This window comes from Candidatus Eremiobacteraceae bacterium (assembly GCA_035314825.1).
Taxonomy (GTDB): Bacteria; Vulcanimicrobiota; Vulcanimicrobiia; order Eremiobacterales; family Eremiobacteraceae; genus JAFAHD01.
In genome coordinates, this window is sequence record DATFYX010000061.1 from 1 (window position 1) to 15,243 (window position 15,243).

Genomic DNA, 15,243 nt, shown 5'->3' on the forward strand with positions numbered 1-15,243 from the left:
CGAGAGCGTCGATACCGTGCCGCTGCGGCACATTCCGGTCCAAAGCCCGGACCAGGATCATGATTGTCTCGATATCGCTATCGACAGCAGCGACAAACTCTACGTGCTCAATCACTGTTGCCAAGTCGTCGTATACCCGGCCGGCGCTGGGGAAGATACGCAACCCATCCGAAGAATCATCGACCGCGGTGCCGGGCATATCGCGGTCGATCTGGTCGGGAACGTCTACCTTCTCTTTCCGCAAAGGGTGGACGTCTTCGGAAGCTCGGCGAATGTGGCGCGCACGTTCTCTCTCTCGCTGCCAAAGCCGAATATCTTGCTGACGAGCATCGCGGTTGGACCAGACGGGCAGGTCTACATCGGATCCGGCGTAAGCGTCGACGTTTACGCACCTAATGCCAGTGGAAACGCCGAACCTGTCCGGAGGCTCGACGTCGAGGCGGGTCGGATCGCGGTCGACAGCCACAGCAACATGTACGTGCTGGGAAACGATCCGACGAGACGATCTACGAGCCAGTTGTCGATCTTCAATGCCGGCGCCCAGGGAGACGCTGCCGCCAGCGCCATAGTGAAGATATCAGGATTTGCAGATGGCATCGCGCTATGGTTCGGGGGTCGGTGAAAGCGGTCATGAAGTTGAATCGGCTGTCGTTGTTGGTTGTCCTGTGCTTGTGCGCCGTTCCGGTGCCGGCCCTGCCCGACGCCACCTGCGATGCCAACTACGCTCAAGCCGTCATTCGCCAAGGCTTCTCGTATCTGGATGCGCACGATTGGGCTGACGCGAAGCTCATTGGCACTCGACTTGCAGCGTACACCGGCAACTGCAATAGCAACTTCAAGGTACAAAACCCGACTGCAGTGTACGCCATGTACTTTGTGGCATATTCCGAGCACGAGATGGGCGACGACGCGCACGCCGAGGAAGCCGTCGCGGCGGGTCTTCGCACGCTCGAGCAGCTCAAGGCGCAAGGCGGATACGAGAGCCTGTATGATAACGTCCGGCCATTATTCGTCGAGGTTCAGGGGAAGATCGCCGGTCACTATCAATGACGCAGCGCGTTGACGAACAACCTGTCAGGTGTGATATGATGCCTCGTGGAGTGGGAATGCGCGAAATCACGTTGCCGGAAGCGAAGCCGGCGTTCGAATGGGTCAACGGCCGCGCTCTTCAAAAGGTGAGCCCGCGGCGGCTCCATGGCTTGGCGCAAGGTCGGTTTTTTACTGCCCTTGACATGTGGGCGCAAGAGCGTGGAACCGGAAACGTGGCCACGGAGTGGCGCTTCCGGGTCCAGCCACCGAATGAAGCGCGCCGTCCCCTTGTGCCTGATGTAGCCTTCTTAGCGTTCGATCGACTCTCGTTCGAGGATCAGGAAGCGATGGATGAGCCCACCGTCGCGCCGACCGCCGTAGTCGAGGTTCTCTCTCCAGATGATCGTCGCCGCGACGTCGAAGAGAAGATACGCGTCTACCTCGCCGCCGGAACAAACGCCGTTTTTCTCGTCGATACCAACGCGCGAACCGTGACCGTGCGCGATTCACATGGCGCGCGTGTTGTCGAAGAAGGCGGCGACCTCACGCACGACGCACTTCCCGGTTTTCGTCTGCGCACATCGCGATTGTTCTCATTGCCCAAACCCAAATCCAAACCCAAGTAGTCCGTTTGATACCACGGGCGCGTGAGTTCGGCGTAGTGGTCGGATTGGCGACGGTGCTGACGCTCGCCATCCCCGCAACAGCGTCGGCCGAAACGCTCCAAGCCATGGTGGATTCCATCGCGCAGCGGGCGCCGATGAATCGCGCACAGCTCGGCGTCTTCGCCATCGACGCCTCGACCGGCCGCGTGCTGGTCTCACGCCAGGCGGAGCACGGATTCACACCTGCGTCGACGTTCAAACTGCTGCTTAGCGCCGCCGCGCTCGAGGTGCTAGGGCCGCAGTTCCGTTTCAAGACGCAGCTCATCGCGCGCGGTACCGTAGTCGGCAGCCGTCTCGACGGGGATCTCATCTTGGTCGGCGGCGGCGACCCGGTTCTGACCTCAAGAGACCTCGACGATGCGGCCGCCGCGGTCGTGCGCGCCGGCATCCATGAAGTCAGCGGCACGGTTCTTGAAGACGCGACGCTGTTCGACCAGCGCCGCTGGGGACCGGATTGGGCCTGGGATGGCACGCCTTTCTACTATCAAGCGCCGATCCAAGCGCTCGCCGTCGACGAAGGCACGGTGGGCGTCGTCATCACTCCCGGTGCGCAGACAGGCGACGCGGTCAGCGCTAAACTCTTGCCGCCCACTGGCGATTACACGATTGCGTCGCGCGCGGTGATGGGCGTCGGTCCGTACGACGATCCGGCGCGCTGTTCGCGCCTCTTCGGCACCACGCAGATCCTGATCGTCGGCCGCATGGCGCCTGGTGAATCGCAACAAACCGTGCACTGCGCGGTCGAAGACACGGCCGCATTCGCTGGCCAGGTCATGCGCAGCGCCCTCATCAACGCCGGCGTCTCGGTCGGCCGAAACCCGATCGGCGTCCGTCCGCCCAACGTGCCGCTCGATGTCATCGATGACAGCCCGCTGCCGGCACAAGCGCGCTACCCCGGCGCCCGAATCATCTGGTCGCACGAGTCGCCGACCCTCATCGAACTGCTGCGCACGATGCTCCCGAAGAGCGACAACTTCATCGCCGAGCACATCGAGAAGATGCTCGCGGTCGAGCACCTCGCTCAGCGCGGCAACTTCATCGGCGGCGCGACGGTCGAGCAGCGTTTCGCCGTGAATCAGCTCGGCATCGACCGCGACTCGCTCGACATCCAAGACGGCTCCGGACTATCGGCCGCCGACCGCATCACGCCGCGCGACCTCGTCACCGTCCTTCGCTGGACCGCCAAACAGCCGTATGGCAATGACTTCATCAGCGCGCTGCCGCGCGCCGGCATGGACGGCACGCTCGCTGGCCGCCTCGCCGGCACGGATGCGGTCGGCCGCGTGCGCGCCAAATCCGGCTACATGCAACATTCGATAGCGCTGGCTGGCTACGCCGACACCCTGCACCACGGCCGCGTGATCTTCGCGGTGTTCGTCAACGACGCCACCGGCGACCCGGGCCCGTATTTCGACCTCGAAGACGAAGTGGTCAAGGATATCGTCGATGAGAACTGAGCTGTGAGCAAGTCGCGCTTCGAGGCGTTCTCGGACGGTGTCTTCGCGTTCGCGATCACGCTGCTGGTGCTCGGCTTTTCGCTTCCTGCGATCCGCCTGACCACTAACCATGATCTCACCGCCGCATTGCTGGCGCTGTGGCCCAACCTCATCGCGTATGCGCTGAGCTTCGGCGTGATCGGCATCATGTGGCAGAACCACCATGCGCTGTTCCGCCAAGTCGAGAAGGTCGATCGCGCGACCATCTTCTGGAACCTGCTCTTGCTGGCCGGCACCGCGTTCATCCCCTTTGCGACCGGCGCGCTCGGGAACTACCCGACGATGAAGGCGTCCGCGTTGCTGTACGGTCTGACGCTTTCCACCACCGCGACGGCCTATAACCTCATGCTCAACCATTTGATCAAGGCAGGCGCGTTCCACGCAAGCGTCACCAAAGAGACGATCGCCTCGACCGTCCGTGCCTACCGGACAGGATGGTTCGTCTACGCTGCCGCAACCTTACTGGCGCTCGAATTTCCAGTGATGAGTTTTGCCGCGTATGTCCTCATCGCTGTGTATTATCTCGTTCCGCACGGCCTCGACTCCGACGCGCGAGCCTAAGGAGGGCGCACTTGTCGCTTGAGCTTGTCAACACGATCGCGACCTTGACCACCGCGGCGGTTATCGCCACCACCGCCATCGTGGCGATCGTGCAGCTGCGGCATCTTCGCGCCGCGAATCAGATCACGGCGCTGCTCGCTGTGCAGAACGAACTCGACAGTCAGGATTACCGCGAGGCCGAGGTGATCGTACGTGAAGAGCTCGACGCCGCGCTTGCCGATCCGGTCTTTTGCAAATTCGAGATAGCCATGTCCCGGCGGCTCAATGGCGTCAAGATGGAGGGGCGGCACTTGCAGATCCGTCAGGCGGCGAACTTCATCGGCAACACGTTTGAGAACATCGGCTCGATGGTCAAAAACGGCATTCTCGACAAGCATCTGGTCATGGACATCTATAGCTGGATCGTGGTATCGCAATGGGACCGGTTGGCCGGGCTGACGGCGATGGCACGCGCCGCCACCGGCGAACCGGCGATCTATGAGAACTTCGAATATCTGGCGGCGCTGTCGAAGCGCTTTCTGAAGAACTACCCGCAGACGTATCCAGCGAACATGGAGCATCTGGAGATCACCGTGCCCCCGGCCGCCAAAGCTTTTCTATGAAGCATCTGGTGAAGTACCTGGCGCCGGTCATACTGGCCTTGGCAATGCAGCTCGCGACGACGCGATGCGCCTTCGCTGTCACGTCGGAGCAAGCGGCGATAATCGCGGCGACGACCTCGTCGTTGACGCCTGGCGACTCCTCACCTGACCGCCCCGTCGTGTTGGAGATATCGACATCTGGCGCGTATGCGCTCGTTCGCTGGATGTGGGGAATTGCGGCCGGCGATGCGCTGTTGGTCAGCAAGGCAGGTGCCTGGCACTCGATCGAAGCGACAACTGGTTCGTATGATGCGAACGGCCTGGAGAACTACTATCAGGTGCCAGCCAAGGTCGCCGACGCCCTGGTCGACCCGCACAACCGGGTCACGGTGGCGCAAATCCCAAAGGGTGATGTCGAAGATCGACTCGCCGGAAAGCTGGGCTGCGGCTATGCCTTCCAAACCTACTACCGACTCAATTTCCCGCCTGGCACGACGACCGAGGCCACGGAGATCGTTCATGCCGACGTTCTTCTGTATCAAGGCGACGGGATTGGATGGCTGCTGCGCACCCGCAATGATGCCCAGTTCTACGCCGATGGCCCAATCAACCAGCCACGCCACCACAACGCACCTCGCGACGTCGCCATTGGTATTCTGACCGCACTTGTCCCCAAATACAATGCGAGCTCCGCGCCAAATCCGCAGGAAGGCGCGCTCTATCCGGTCACCCAAAATCCAGATCTGTCGGGCTTTCCGGCCATGGGAATCCAGGTTAGAACCTGCTACTAAACCCCGAGCAGCGGCGGGCTAGCGAACGGTTGGTCGCGGAGCCGGGCCTTCGCCGGGCGGAATCGTCGGTCTGATGTGCGGCCACGGCGTCGCCGACCACGTGGTCTGCAGCGTCGTGCGCATGATGCTCACGACGTACGGATTCCAGGTCGACAACGTCCAATAGATCGTCGTCTCGTGGCTGTCATACGTGCTGCCTGCGTCGGCGGTGTAGCGGTTGAGCACGTAAGGCGCGTAGAATCCGCCCGGCGTGACCGTTCCGCCAGAAGTCTTGCCCGGCCAATAGTTGCGCTGCGTACCACAGCCCTTCGGGCTCATGATCAAATGGCACTCCACCTTGTCGGCCAAGCTAAGCAGAGTGAATGGTTCCGACCACGGACCCCATGGCGCAGCAGCGACGCGCCCTTGCACGCCGCCCGGACACTGGAAGAGCATGAGCCACATGCGCAGCGGCTTGTTCCAGGTCACCGAGAATTCGCCGATGCAGCGCTGCGCATCCGAATCCGGCGTGAACACCTCGGCATCTCCCGGCGGCGTCCATGGATGAGAATGTCCGCCGTTCCAAGCGGCAAGCGTCACCCATTTTGGATGTCCGCTCGAGTCGCGGCCGGTGAAGAAGCGCCATTTCGACGTATTGTCAAGCGACCCGGCTGGCGCGTACGCGAGATACGGCACGCTTGCGCGGTAGCGCGCAGCAGCGAAGATGAATACGCCAAGGCGCTGATCCGCGGGAAGATCGGCATGTGCCGCCGAGTTCATCGCCGTGGCGTAGACGAAACCGCTCGGCATGGTCACGACATCGGTGAACGTCCTACCGTCGTCGCTGGAGTGCGCCATGACGCCGATCCCAAGGCTGTTCTGGGCCGAGGTTTCCGGACATTTCTTCGTGGGCGCGGGCAATGACAGCGGATCGCTCGCAGACGGAGCGAGGTGTGTCGGCATCACGCAATGGTTGGTCCAGAAGAAGGCGTACAAATCGCCCGCGACCCCGACCCCGCCGGACGGCACGTTGAAGAATCCTTGTTCGATCGCCGGCGTGTGCACGATCGTCGCGGGCGCGAAATGCTCGGGCGAAGTTCCGGTATCGTTGATCTTGAGCTCAAGACAGTCTTTCTCGGTCGGTGCATCTCGGCGTGTCGTGATGCCGACCGAGTCGTCCGGAGGAAGATCGGCTGGCGTCCCCACCGGATGGCCGGGCGGCCAGCTATCGCCGAACAACAGCACGAGTTTCTTGCCGAGATCGACTGGATATCCCAAGTCTGCGGCATCGAGTCCGTGTTTGGTGTAGGTCCTCGCTTGCGTTGGTTTGCCGCTCTCCCAGTCTACGTCGCCGATGAGCTGGCAGATCTTGTCGCTGGTTCCGACGCGGGTCAACGGTGACGGCGCGCCGGGATCTCCCGCACGGGCGCTCACGCCGACGAATAACAGCGACGCTTGTAATGCAACGACCGCGGCGATTCGAAAAGCAACGCGCATTTCGCCCTCCCACACCCTCGCCTCAGAGCCCCTGCGCACTACGCAGGCTCGTAGAGCCACCCCTGCCGCGCGCTCGCTTGCCAGCAAACTCGCGCTTGACGTTATAACAATGTATTGACGGCCGTTTCGCGCGCGTGATAGGATGCCATCATGAGAGCCAAGATCAGGCGCATCGGCAATTCCCAGGGCGTCATCTTGCCCAAGCCGATCATCTCGCAGCTCGATCTAGGGCCCGAGGTGGAGATGGACGTGGAAGGCGACGCTCTCGTGTTGCGCAAGGCGCGGAAGAACGTGCGACGCGGCTGGGCCGAAGCCGCCAAGCGGCTTCATGAGCTTGGAGAAGGCAAGTTGATCTGGCCGGAGTTCTCGAATCCCGGCGACGACAAGCTAACGTGGTGACTCGAGGCGAGGTTTGGCTTGTTGCGCTCGATCCAGCGATCGGGAAGGAGATCAAGAAAGCCCGGCCAGTCTTGATCGTTTCGCCAGACGAGATCAACATGGCACCCGATACCGTTATAGTGGCCCCGATGACGACGGGCTCGGCGCCGGCGCCATACCGCGTGCCAGTAATCTTCCAAAACAAGCGCGGATTGATACTCGCGGACCAACTGCGGGCCGTAGCACAAGAGCGGCTGATAAGTCGTCTTGGGCGCGTATCTGGAAAGACCCTGAACATGACCTTGGGCGTGCTTCAGGCGATGTTCGCGGAGTAGCAATCGGGCCGCCCTCCCGTCCGCGGGTTGCCCCCTGGCGTTGACGGTCGCCGAATTGAGGTGATACCATGGCGCCGTGATCGCACTGTTGGTGAGTGCCGCAATCGCCTCTCCTACGCCGCTCTTGCCGTCGCCATGGGAGTCGCAGCCCGGGAAGGTCGCTGGCCAGTATGCCGATTATGTCCGGCACGAACAGGATGGGACCGATAGCGAGTTAGCGGCAATGCATCAGGCTTGCAACACCTGCAGTCCAGGCGCCATGGCTCAATTGCTTTACAATGGCTACGCGCAAATCTCGGCCATCACGGCCACGCATACCATTGGACACATATGCGGACGTGACGCCGACCACGTGCTCGCTGTAGGCGTCACGGCGTGGGACCCGCGCCGGCGCAACGTCGAGGCATACTTCTTCAAGGACGGAGCGACGCTGTATATGCTAGCGTACAATTTTCAAAGCGCCGAGCCGATGCCAGATGCTGAAGCAGCGCTCGCGTTGCTGTGCCCGCCGTCGTAGTGACGTCGAACAAACGGATTTCAGATCAGGTCAACGGTTTCCGGAACTTGACCAATCGGTCGACCTCTTCAAAACCGCACGCGCTGTGAGCGCGTTGCGCAGCATCGTTGTTCAGTTCTGAGTCGGACGCAAGCTCGGTATACCCACGTTCACGCGCCCACTCTTCGGCCGCCCGCATCAGCGCTTTCCCGAGTCCTTGACCTCGCGCCGACTCTTCGACGTACCATCCCTCGACGTGCGGCACCGGCATCGAATCGCAGCCATCTGAGAACGCGCGCACCGAAAGCTCGATGAAGCCTATCGGCTGCACGCTATCGTTGAGCGAGAGAAACGCCGCATCGACGATTCCTTGCTTCGTGCCGGCGACGAATGCGCGGCACTCGCGCGCCAGCTCATCGGCGTCCGCATCAGGCCACAGCCGCGCGCGCATGGCCGACCACGCTGGAGCATCGTGCATTTCGATCGGCCGGATCGTCGCCACGCAAGCTACTGCCCCGCGTCCGGCTGCGAGACGGGCAAGACCACCCGCGCCGACAACGTCTGGTCGACGACAGTCGCCAGCGACTGCAGATGCGCGCGCGTCAGCGTGTCCAGATGCCCGCTCTTGAGGGCCGCGCCGAGAGAATCCCGCAGCGTCACGAGCTCCGCACGCGCGAGCGATTGCGCGTCATACGGCGTGTCCGTCGACGGCGCAAGCACAAGCTGCGCAAGCCTGCGCGCGTATTCTTGTTGCAGGTTGCGATGGATTTCGCCGATCGGCGTGGTCGACGCGCCGCGTAGATCGCCGAAGATCGCCGTTTGCATCCACGTGAAGAGATCTGCCAAGCTCATCGTGCTCGCGCTTGTGTACTTAAGGGAGAGGTCGTCCAATCGCTGCAAGAGCACAGGGTTGAGCAGGTAATCGAGTTGGGTATTCTGCAGCGCCTCGATCATCGTTGCGATGGGCATATCATGGCGCACCGGCGGATTGTACGCCCAGTCCGGCAGAGGGAAATCGGTCACCCATTCCGTGTATACGAGCTGCCGCAACAAATGGGGCGAAAGGCTCCAAGCGCTGTCGGAAAAAACTGCCTGGTTCAACATCGCGAACGCGCGTTGCGACTGTGCGCGTGACACCGGTGTCAAGGGGAGCGCCGCGCCCGGATCGCCGATGTGTGCTCGCGAAAGATATTCGCCGCCGATATAGTGACTGGCGATGCGCGCGCAGTTTCGAAACGGGTAGAACGCGTAACCGAACGCTTGCCGCATGGCATCATGCGTATCGCCGTATTGCCTGAAGCGTTGATCGTCCATTCCAAAGAGCGTGCGGCCGATCTGCATCTGGCTGGTGCACCACGCCAAGTTGTCGTTGGTCAGGTCCTCTTGATTTATGCGCGGATCGATCGCGTGTCCTGTGGCCCAGTCAACATCCTCGTCCATCGCGAACCGATAGAGCGGATTGCTCCACGCCGAAGCCCAGCGGTGCAGCGTCGGAAGCTCTTGCGTCGGCGTCGTGGCGCCCGGAATCACGGCGTATCCCCACTTGATCGCATAATAGTCATAGGGCCCGAGCACGGTCTGGAAGTAATCCCCGGTCGAAACCCCCTTCGGCCAGACATTGGTCGGGATATACTCCATGACGGAGTTGGCAAGGCCGTACTGCGAAGTGAACGCTTTGGACTGGACCTGCTTTGCGGTATAGGCCTCGGACGCGATGAAGTTGTGTTGCAGGCCCCAATCGTGCCCGGCCTCGTGCAGCACGATGGACGTCAAAAAGTCGTCGGCGTAATGCGGTGGTAACGCATTCGCGGATACCTCGCCCATCGCCCGGAGCGCATTGAGCCCGAAGACCGCCGAGGCATGCTCGCCCGCTGCGAAGGCCGCCTCGCGTGCCTCGAAGCTGCCGCTCGGCCCGAACGATCGAACCGGTTGCGTGAAATCAACGCCTTGGAGATTGCCGTAATACATGAGATTGGCGTCTATGACGATCGACGTCTTGAGCATCTCGCCCGTGCGGGGATCGAAGACCAGCCCGGCCTGCGCGTAGCCCCCGCCATTGGACAACGTGAGCCAGTGGACGGTGCAGTATCGGATATCATCAGCATCCCAGTTCGGATCGTCGGGCTGATCTTTGACCTCGACCGCGTTGGGGAACCCGATCGGGGCGAAGGCTTGGTTCCATGTGAGCAGCGCCTTCTTTATGGTATCGCGATACGCCACCGGGATCGTGTTGCTGATGTAGTAGACCATCGGATGACGCTTGAGGTTCCAGCGAATGATGTAGCGCTGTTGCCGCTCGCGCACGTTGTCGCTCTCGAAACTGAGCTGCACGTTCGGATAGTAGCCCACGCGATCGTCCGCGATGCGCGGCGTGTAGCTTCCCGCGGGCGGGCCTTGCGCGATGTTGTACTTGATACTGACTTGGATGGTGCGCGGGTCGGTGACGTTGTCGATCGTGTCCGGCGATCCGGACGCATAGGTCTGGTCGGCCTCGATGATGATGTTCTCAGGGAAGGCCTTGCTAGGTCCGAAATACGTGCGCTTGTCATCGAGCCGGTAGGCCGAGTTCGGATTCTTGTCTTTGTCCGTATTGAGCGCTTGGCGCAAATAGTTCTGCATGTCGATGATGTCGGTGAGAAAAAATGATGCGTCGAACACGACGTTCCCGCTTGTCGGGTCTGTCGTGGCGATATCTGCAGTCGCCGCCAGGGACGGCGCGAAGTTCTGCGCGATCGCTCGAGCGGCCGGGCTGCCGTCCGGCGCGACGAAGGACGTGTTAGGCCACGTCACGACGATCGTGTTGTCCACCTTGCTGAAGCGCATGGTCCGCGCGAACTGCATGTAGGGCAGTCCGGGGGTGACGCCGTAACCGCCAAGGCCGGTAGACGGTTCCGTCGTCTGAATGAAGTCTGTGTCGAGCTGATTCTTGGCGATCTCGACGTAGATTTTGCCGTCTTTTCTCCACAGCGTGAACAGTCCGCGCTGAGGCGTGAGACCTTCGACGAATTTCGGGTACGGTGTCGGCGCATCGGCGGCTTGCGCACCCGCCGCAAAGAAAAAGGAGAAGCCGGTCAGAAGAATCGCAAGAGCGAGGTGACGCATGCGTGACCTCCTAGGAGCGCTGGAGGGCGCTTCGTTGCACGATGATCCATTGATCCCCTATGCGTGAGGGACCGCAACGGAGCATGCGTGCCGGCTCACGAAGAGTCCCGCTGCGCTTCTGGATTCCGCCAGATGCAAACACGATGAGGAGAATCGCACCGTGACACGATTGTCGGTCTTCGCAGTAGCGGCCCTAGCCTTCGCGCTGCCGCTGTGCGCCTTCGCAGATGTGCCGGCTAACCTGCAATCAGGCAATACTCACCTGCCGCCCACCGTCAATAACTTGAACGCGACGCGCGGCGGGCCCGGCAAGATCACGCTGACCTGGACGATGTCGGGTCATGGCGGCTACACGATCCAGTCCGTCTCGGTCCACCGCGTCGGCACGAATCCAGCCGGAACCACGACGCACCTCGGCCCGGTCCAGCACTGGTCTGACACGAGCGCGAACCCGAACGTCAAGTACTATTACCAGGTCTGCGCGCATGACAATGGCCAGGAGACCGGCTGCGGCTCGGTCACATACACCCTGCCGCAATAACTTCCGCAAAACGGAAGCCCTGGCTGTCATTCTAATCGGCGATTCATCTGAGCCGTGTAACGTTATGCTTGCCCGGCTAGTTTAACCGATATAGGAGATATGACAGCCACGGAGGTGGCCGACATGAGAAAGCAGATACTGACCCAAGGAACCATACGCCAACGCGAGGCGTCGCGCTTCAACCGCGCAGAGATGCACGCGTACTACATCGCGATCGTCACGATGTCGCGCCTGGTCTACGACCGCCCCGCCCTGGAAAAACACGCCTAATCTCCGCACTCGTACATAGCTGCATCATGGAGCGGTCGAGTTCATTCGACCGCTCTGCTATTACGCGCGAAATGCGGTCTCCGCGATCAGCTCCAGCGGCAACACCTCGACGGTTCCGCCCGAGACGGTCCCCACTCGTTTCGTGTACGCTGAGAAGAAGTCGCGCTCGTTGAGGGTGCGCGTCGTATCCTCGTCCGCTACGGCGACGACGTGATAATAGTCGTCGCCTTCCTTGTGCTTGAGGCAGCGGTATGCGATCTTTCCGCTCAATGCGGGATCGGTGTCCAATGCCTTGATGAACCGCCCGACCTCGCGACCCCAGTCTTCATCTGACCCGCTCTTACGTGTGTACTTGATGAGTAGGTGCTTCATATTTCCTCGCGGCTCGCAATCGGTTGGGGGCGTTGGATGGTTCCAGCACAGACCTGTCACGTCGTGTGTTTCGGGTTCGATTCCCGACGTCTCCAGCCTCCGCGAAAGCGGAAGGGTCGACGACCACAGGTCTGACGTCGACCCTATTGCATGCCCGCGTTAAACCGTCTATAATTCCAATGACAGGTCTGTGTTGGAACCAGCCCACAAGCGGCTGGTTTTTTCTTTTGTTGAGGCCCGAGCATCAAGTTTTTCTCAGGAGAAACTCAATGCGGTCCACGTGTTTGGTGCGCCAAGCATGCTCCGGGAGCCCTCAAGGAAGGCCAAACATGAACCGCTTCGAATTGCTCGCAACTCAACATCGCACGACACTGCGACCCCATACGCCCGAAGGAGGACTACGGTGTTCCCTGCGGCCTTCGAGTACGTCCGTGCCAACTCGCTCAACGATGTCTTCGACGCCTACAAGAAGTACGGCGCCGACGCTCGCATCCTGGCGGGCGGCCAAAGCCTCATCCCCGCCATGCGTTACCGCCTCGCTCAACCGGCGGTGCTGGTGGACATCAATCCGGTCCCCGGGCTTGCGTATCTAAAGGAAGACGGCGGCATGCTCAAGGTCGGCGCGCTCACGCGGCACTCCGACATCGAGTTCTCGCCGCTCGTCAGCGGCAAGTACAAGATGATCGCCGACGCTGCGTATCTGGTTGCCGACCCGATCGTGCGCAATCGCGGCACGCTGTGCGGCGCGATCGCGCACAACGACCCTGCGGCGGACTGGACCGCGGTCGCGCTCGCCGCCAACGCGTCCATCGTAGCGACAAGCGCGAAAGGCAGCCGCACCATCAGCATCGACGACTTCCTCGTCGATAGCTTCACCAATGCGCTGCAGAGCGGCGAGATGGTCACCGAAGTGCAGATACCGTCACCGGACGGACGCACGGCCGGCGCATACATCAAGATCGAGCGCAAGGTCGGCGACTACGCCACCGCGGCGGCCGCTGGACGGCTCACGCTCGACGCGCAGGGAAATGTCGCCAGCGCCGGCATCGGCATGTGCGCCGTCGGCCCGACGGCGATGCGCGCGAAAGCGGCCGAGAAGCTGCTCGCCGGCGGACCGCCTACGGACGATCGCATCAGTGCAGCCGCGGAATCGGCCGCCAAGGAATGCGACCCCGCCGAGGACACGCGCGGCAGCATCGATTTCAAACGCGATCTCATCCGCATACTCGTCATACGCGCGCTTACCACAGCGCGCGACCGCCTCAAGAAGTAGCGAGGAACACGATGAAACAGCATATCAGCATCAAGGTCAACGGCGCGGACACGGCGGGCGACGTCGAGCCGCGCGTAGTGCTCGCCTACTTCCTGCGAGACTCCGGCCTCACGGGCGTGCACATCGGCTGTGACTCGACGAGTTGCGGTGCATGCACCGTCATCGTCGACGGCCAGGCCGTCAAGTCATGCACGATGTTCGCCGTGCAGGCCGACGGCAAGTCGGTCACCACGATCGAAGGTCTCGCGCAAGGCGGCAAGCTGCATCCGCTCCAGAACGCCTTTCACGAGGAGCACGGCCTGCAGTGCGGCTACTGCACGCCCGGCATGATCCTCTCATCGCTCGAACTCTTGCAGCGCAACCCGAATCCCACAGAAGAAGAGATCCGCCACGGGCTCTCCGGCAACATCTGCCGCTGCACCGGCTATCAGAACATCGTCAAAGCGGTCCAGACGGCCGCCAAAGAGATGAGTCAGCCGCCGGCCGCTGCCGCCGCCAAGTAGGGAGTAGAAGACATCATGGCGACCACACCGCCTAAAGCCAAGCACTCGTTCGGACTGTCGGTGAAGCGCAAGGAAGATAACCGCTTCATCCAAGGGCGCGGCCAATATCTCGACGATATCGTCCTGCCCAAGATGGTCTACATGGCGCTCGTGCGCAGTCCGTACGGCCACGCGAAGATCAACAATATCGACACCTCGGCCGCCATGAAGGTGCCCGGCGTCATCGCCGTCATCACGGCCAAAGAGCTCGCGGGCGCCGGACTGGACTGGATGCCGACCCTCGCGCAAGACAAACAGATGGTGTTGGCCGGTGGCAAGGTGCTCTTCCAATACCAGGAAGTCGCCGCGGTCTTCGCATCCAGCCGCGAAGCCGCCGCCGACGGCGTCGCCGTGGTGCAAGTGGACTACACGCCGCTGCCCGCGATCACGGATCCATACCAAGCGATGGCCAAGGACGCCCCTGTCCTGCGCGAAGACCGCGAGCAGAAGAACAACCACATCTGGCATTACGAGGCCGGCGACGAGAAGACGACGGAAGCCGCGCTCTCCGGCGCGCCGGTCAAGATCAAACAGCTGATCCGCTTCCCGCGCTGCCATCCGTCGCCGCTCGAGCCGTGCGGCTGCGTCGCAGATTTCAACGGCGGCACCGGCCGGCTGACCTTCTACGTCACCTCGCAGGCGCCGCACGCGCACCGCACCGTTATCTCGCTGGTCTCCAAGATCCCGGAGAGCAACATCCGCGTGGTCTCGTCCGACGTCGGCGGCGGTTTCGGCAACAAAGTCCCGTTCTATCCCGGCTATGTCTGCGCCATCGTCGGCTCGCTTACGCTGGGCGTGCCCGTCAAGTGGGTCGAGTCGCGCACCGAGAATCTCGCCAGCACCCACTTCGCCCGCGATTACTGGATGGAAACCGAGATCGGCGCGACCAAAGACGGCAAGGTCACGGCGCTCAGGGTCAGCACGCTTGCCGACCACGGCGCGTTCGATGGTGCCGCCGATCCCAGCAAGTACAAGGCCGGGCTGTTCAGCATCTGCACCGGTTCGTATGACTTCCCGACCGCGTTCGTGGAAGTCGACGGCTACTACACCAACAAGGCGCCGGGCGGCATCGCCTATCGCTGCTCGTTCCGCGTGACAGAAGCGTCATATTGTATCGAACGTGCGATGGACATCTTGGCTGACGAGCTCAAGATGGATGCTGTCGACCTGCGGCGCAAGAACCTCATTCCCAAGGAGAAATTCCCGTACCCATCGGCCACCGGCTGGGTATACGATAGCGGCGACTACCAAGCGACGCTCGACAAAGCGCTGCAGACGATCGACTACAAGAGCCTGCTCAAAGAGCAAGCGGACGCGCGCAAAGCCGGCAAGCTC

Annotated in this window: 18 protein-coding genes and 1 tRNA gene; 15 read left to right on the forward strand and 4 right to left on the reverse strand. The window is 61.8% G+C overall.

Features of this window, described 5'->3' with window-relative positions; translation table 11 throughout:
* The 7 genes from VKF82_07825 to VKF82_07855 form a co-directional block, all read left to right on the forward strand.
* Positions 1-622 (forward strand): hypothetical protein (locus VKF82_07825; protein HME81971.1); only part of this gene is annotated, 622 nt, incomplete at its 5' end.
* Between the two features lie 8 nt (positions 623-630).
* A complete protein-coding gene (locus VKF82_07830; protein HME81972.1) occupies positions 631-1,050 on the forward strand; it encodes a hypothetical protein in 420 nt (139 codons plus the stop codon).
* A 56-nt stretch (positions 1,051-1,106) separates the two neighbouring features.
* Positions 1,107-1,655, forward strand: a complete 549-nt coding sequence (locus VKF82_07835) for a Uma2 family endonuclease (protein ID HME81973.1) — start codon at positions 1,107-1,109, stop codon at positions 1,653-1,655.
* Between the two features lie 5 nt (positions 1,656-1,660).
* A complete protein-coding gene (gene dacB / locus VKF82_07840; GenBank protein ID HME81974.1) occupies positions 1,661-3,151 on the forward strand; it encodes a D-alanyl-D-alanine carboxypeptidase/D-alanyl-D-alanine-endopeptidase in 1,491 nt (496 codons plus the stop codon).
* Positions 3,152-3,154: 3 nt separating this feature from the next.
* Positions 3,155-3,751 carry a TMEM175 family protein gene (locus tag VKF82_07845; GenBank protein ID HME81975.1) on the forward strand — a complete coding sequence of 199 codons (597 nt, stop codon included), beginning with the start codon at positions 3,155-3,157 and terminating at the stop codon, positions 3,749-3,751.
* Positions 3,752-3,795: 44 nt separating this feature from the next.
* Positions 3,796-4,353: a DUF4760 domain-containing protein gene (locus tag VKF82_07850; protein HME81976.1), complete on the forward strand. Its 558-nt coding sequence runs from the start codon at positions 3,796-3,798 to the stop codon at positions 4,351-4,353.
* Positions 4,350-5,123, forward strand: a complete 774-nt coding sequence (locus VKF82_07855; protein HME81977.1) for a hypothetical protein — start codon at positions 4,350-4,352, stop codon at positions 5,121-5,123. Before VKF82_07850 ends, VKF82_07855 begins: the two co-directional genes overlap by 4 nt.
* An 18-nt stretch (positions 5,124-5,141) precedes the next feature.
* Here VKF82_07855 and VKF82_07860 read toward each other — a convergent pair whose 3' ends face one another.
* Positions 5,142-6,497 carry a DUF4185 domain-containing protein gene (locus tag VKF82_07860; protein ID HME81978.1) on the reverse strand — a complete coding sequence of 452 codons (1,356 nt, stop codon included), beginning with the start codon at positions 6,495-6,497 and terminating at the stop codon, positions 5,142-5,144.
* Between the two features lie 252 nt (positions 6,498-6,749).
* Here VKF82_07860 and VKF82_07865 point away from each other — a divergent pair, with 252 nt between their 5' ends.
* Positions 6,750-6,998: an AbrB/MazE/SpoVT family DNA-binding domain-containing protein gene (locus VKF82_07865; GenBank protein ID HME81979.1), complete on the forward strand. Its 249-nt coding sequence runs from the start codon at positions 6,750-6,752 to the stop codon at positions 6,996-6,998.
* 666 nt (positions 6,999-7,664) lie between these two features.
* Positions 7,665-7,829 carry a hypothetical protein gene (locus VKF82_07870; GenBank protein HME81980.1) on the forward strand — a complete coding sequence of 55 codons (165 nt, stop codon included), beginning with the start codon at positions 7,665-7,667 and terminating at the stop codon, positions 7,827-7,829.
* 25 nt (positions 7,830-7,854) lie between these two features.
* Here the strand turns inward: VKF82_07870 and VKF82_07875 are convergent, their stop codons facing one another.
* Positions 7,855-8,310, reverse strand: coding sequence for a GNAT family N-acetyltransferase (locus VKF82_07875; GenBank protein ID HME81981.1), 456 nt, complete (start codon positions 8,308-8,310; stop codon positions 7,855-7,857).
* A gap of 5 nt (positions 8,311-8,315) precedes the next feature.
* Positions 8,316-10,910 (reverse strand): zinc-dependent metalloprotease, encoded by a 2,595-nt coding sequence (locus tag VKF82_07880; protein ID HME81982.1) that lies wholly within the window; start codon positions 10,908-10,910, stop codon positions 8,316-8,318.
* A gap of 160 nt (positions 10,911-11,070) precedes the next feature.
* On the opposite strand from VKF82_07880, the gene VKF82_07885 reads away from it, so the two are divergent.
* Both VKF82_07885 and VKF82_07890 read left to right on the forward strand, forming a co-directional pair.
* Positions 11,071-11,451: a hypothetical protein gene (locus VKF82_07885; GenBank protein ID HME81983.1), complete on the forward strand. Its 381-nt coding sequence runs from the start codon at positions 11,071-11,073 to the stop codon at positions 11,449-11,451.
* A 123-nt stretch (positions 11,452-11,574) separates the two neighbouring features.
* The gene (locus tag VKF82_07890) at positions 11,575-11,721 is read left to right on the forward strand and encodes a hypothetical protein (GenBank protein ID HME81984.1); all 147 of its coding nucleotides are present in this window, start codon (positions 11,575-11,577) and stop codon (positions 11,719-11,721) included.
* Positions 11,722-11,781: 60 nt separating this feature from the next.
* Here VKF82_07890 and VKF82_07895 read toward each other — a convergent pair whose 3' ends face one another.
* Positions 11,782-12,093: a hypothetical protein gene (locus VKF82_07895; protein HME81985.1), complete on the reverse strand. Its 312-nt coding sequence runs from the start codon at positions 12,091-12,093 to the stop codon at positions 11,782-11,784.
* A 25-nt stretch (positions 12,094-12,118) separates the two neighbouring features.
* Between VKF82_07895 and VKF82_07900 the strand changes: the two genes are divergently transcribed.
* The 4 genes from VKF82_07900 to VKF82_07915 all read left to right on the forward strand — a co-directional run.
* Positions 12,119-12,188 (forward strand) — tRNA-Asp (locus VKF82_07900).
* Positions 12,189-12,496: 308 nt separating this feature from the next.
* Positions 12,497-13,366 (forward strand): xanthine dehydrogenase family protein subunit M, encoded by an 870-nt coding sequence (locus tag VKF82_07905; protein ID HME81986.1) that lies wholly within the window; start codon positions 12,497-12,499, stop codon positions 13,364-13,366.
* 11 nt (positions 13,367-13,377) lie between these two features.
* Complete coding sequence (locus VKF82_07910) at positions 13,378-13,869, forward strand: (2Fe-2S)-binding protein (protein HME81987.1); 492 nt, start codon at positions 13,378-13,380, stop codon at positions 13,867-13,869.
* Between the two features lie 15 nt (positions 13,870-13,884).
* Positions 13,885-15,243, forward strand: a 1,359-nt coding sequence (locus VKF82_07915; GenBank protein ID HME81988.1) for a molybdopterin cofactor-binding domain-containing protein, incomplete at its 3' end; no start/stop codon positions are given.